The 2294-nt window shown below is 72.4% G+C and carries 2 protein-coding genes and 1 pseudogene; all 3 read right to left on the minus strand.

Annotated features, from left to right (window positions below; genetic code table 11):
* Nucleotides 1-1110 (minus strand): adenylosuccinate synthetase (locus KME77_RS02830; protein ID WP_219461542.1); only part of this gene is annotated, 1110 nt, incomplete at its 3' end.
* Entirely contained in the window at nucleotides 1107-2042 is a 936-nt protein-coding gene (locus tag KME77_RS02835) for a hypothetical protein (RefSeq protein WP_219461544.1), read from the minus strand. The genes KME77_RS02835 and KME77_RS02830, both read right to left, overlap by 4 nt.
* 8 nt (nucleotides 2043-2050) lie before the next feature.
* Nucleotides 2051-2294 (minus strand): annotated as a pseudogene (locus KME77_RS02840) (molecular chaperone DnaJ); the annotation flags it as partial.

Genomic DNA, 2294 nt, shown 5'->3' on the forward strand with positions numbered 1-2294 from the left:
GGGCCAGTCGGTGACGGCGTCGCCGTACACCGGCCTGGCCCGCGGCATCCGCCCCGTGAGCGCGGCTCTCCCGCCACCCGTTGGCAGCCGGGTGACGCGGGCGGTCTCCTGGGTGTGGTCGTCGGCGGGCAGATCGTACGCGTGGCACAGCCGCGACACCGGCGCGTCCAGGTGGGTGAGCGCGAGCTCGTCCACCCCGCCGGCCGCCTCGATCGCGTACCGGTGCGCGACGGCGTCGAAGTGCCCCGTCCGGAACGGCCCCTGCCACGGCCCGGTGCCGTTGTGCCGCTCCGGCAGCTCCAGCGTGGGGTCCTCGGTGACCAGCGGCCCGGGACCGTGCCGGGTCGTGTACGTCCGCAGCACCCCCAGCCGGACCGCCCCCGCCCCCTCCAGCAGCGTCTCGGCGTTGGCGAACGTCGTGGTGCTCCACGTCGTGTACGGGTCGAAGCCGTGGTTCTCGTCCAGCAGCACCCCCTGCGCCCCCTCGAAGACCGTGGGACCGCTCAGCGGCGGCAGACCGTCCACCAGCCTCACCCGCGACGCGAACGCCTCGTAGGCGGCCACACAGTCCTCCACGGGCGGTCCCTCCACGCCGAGCGCCTCACGCAGCACTCGGAGCTTACGGGCGAGGACCGGGGAGGGGTCCCCGGCGCGGGGCGCGAGGGAGCCGTGCTCCAGCGCGTACGCCATCGTCTCCCCGATCCCCATCCCGCACGACCCGTGACGGTCCTTGCCGCGCGCCAGCTCCCGCCGCCGGTTCGCCTCCACGTGGTACGGCGTGGCGAGCAGGCAGTCGCGGTCGACCGTGATCAGCCCGTACGGGTCGGGCACGCCGATCCGCTCCAGATGCTCGGCCTCGGCCGACAGAGCCAGTGGATCCACCACCACGAACCTCGACAGATGCGTGCGAACCCCGCGCAACGTCCCCGAGCCGAACTGGGCGAACGTATGGTGCCGCCCGTCGGGCAGCACCACGTTGTGCGCCGCCTGCGCGCCCCCGTTGAAGCGGACCACCGCGTGGACCGGGCGCGTGGCGCACAGCCAGTCCACGACGGTGCCCTTGCCGGCGTCCCCGTAGCCGAGGTCGACGACGATGACGTGCTCGTTCACAGTTCCAGACCGTCCAGGGGCTCGGAGACCACGAGCGTCCCGCGGTCCAGCTTGGCCAGCGCCCGGGACACCGACGCGCCCGCCGTGGAGCCCAGGTCGGACAGGTCGGACAGGCCGTCGTCGAGGCCGATCGCGTCCTCGCCGAGCCCGACCGTGAGCGCGATGGTCTCGCAGACCGCGTCGAGGTCGTCCAGCTCCAGGACGTTCTGGCCGAGCAGGTCCCGCCAGGTGCCCAGCACCTTGGCGTTGCCCGCGTAGCTGGCCCCGGCGGGCAGGATGTAGTACACGTCGTACTTCTCGGTCAGCTCGGCGACCATGTCGGCGGTGTCGATGCCGCGCCCGCGCGGGTCGCCGATCACGGAGTGGACGTACTTGCCGCTGACCCGCGGGTAGGGCAGCTCGTCGCCGATGATGAACAGGTAGCCGCGCCGGCCGCGCTTCTCGTAGCAGTCGATCGAGGTGTGCCTGGCCATGAAGTACATGGCCAGCTCGTACGACTCGCTCATCTGCCCGCCGCCACCGCCCTCCAGCAGGATCTTGCCGAGCTGGTCGTCCATGCGGTTGTCCGACTCGAACTGGCCGACCTGCAGCGGAGCCCGGTCGCAGGTGGCGTCGCCGATCGCGCCGAACATGATCTGCGGGTCGGTCGCGTACCCCTTGCGCAGCAGCAGTCCGAGCAGGTCGGGCAGCTTGGTCTGGAGCTTGCGCGGCACGCCCCCCATCGAGCCGGTCACGTCGAACAGCACGGCGATGGCCAGCGACTCCGGGTGCTCGTCGGAGTCGCGGCTCTCCCTGGTGACGCCGTGCGGGTCCAGGTCGGGGTGGGTCTTGGAAGCGCCGCTGTCGCTGTAGGCGAAGGCGCTGGAGCCGGTGGCGGCCCGGTAGCGGGCGGCCGAGGTGTAGACGTCGGTGGACCAGATTCCGCTGCCCATGGTTCCTCCTAGAGGTGAAGGGGCCGGTATTTCCGTGGCCCGTACAGGTCTTCGAGCAGTTCGTCCAGCTCGCCCAGCAGCGCCCACGCGTCGGAGGGCGGGCGCAGCAGGCAGCCGCGGACGAAGGCGTGCATGGCGCGGGGGTGCTCGCCGAGCATCCCCGCGACGCACTCGGTGACGCCGAGCACGTCGGCCGACCGGGCGGCCGACTCGGCGGCCGGTGGGCCGGCCAGTCGCGACCGGCACCACCCG

Source organism: Nonomuraea rhizosphaerae (genome assembly GCF_019396405.1).
GTDB classification, from domain to species: Bacteria; Actinomycetota; Actinomycetes; order Streptosporangiales; family Streptosporangiaceae; genus Nonomuraea; species Nonomuraea rhizosphaerae.

Excerpts from the sequence above, each read along its gene's own strand:
- KME77_RS02835 (WP_219461544.1), bottom strand. The coding sequence starts at position 2,042 with ATGGGCAGCGGAATCTGGTCCACCGACGTCTACACCTCGGCCGCCCGC.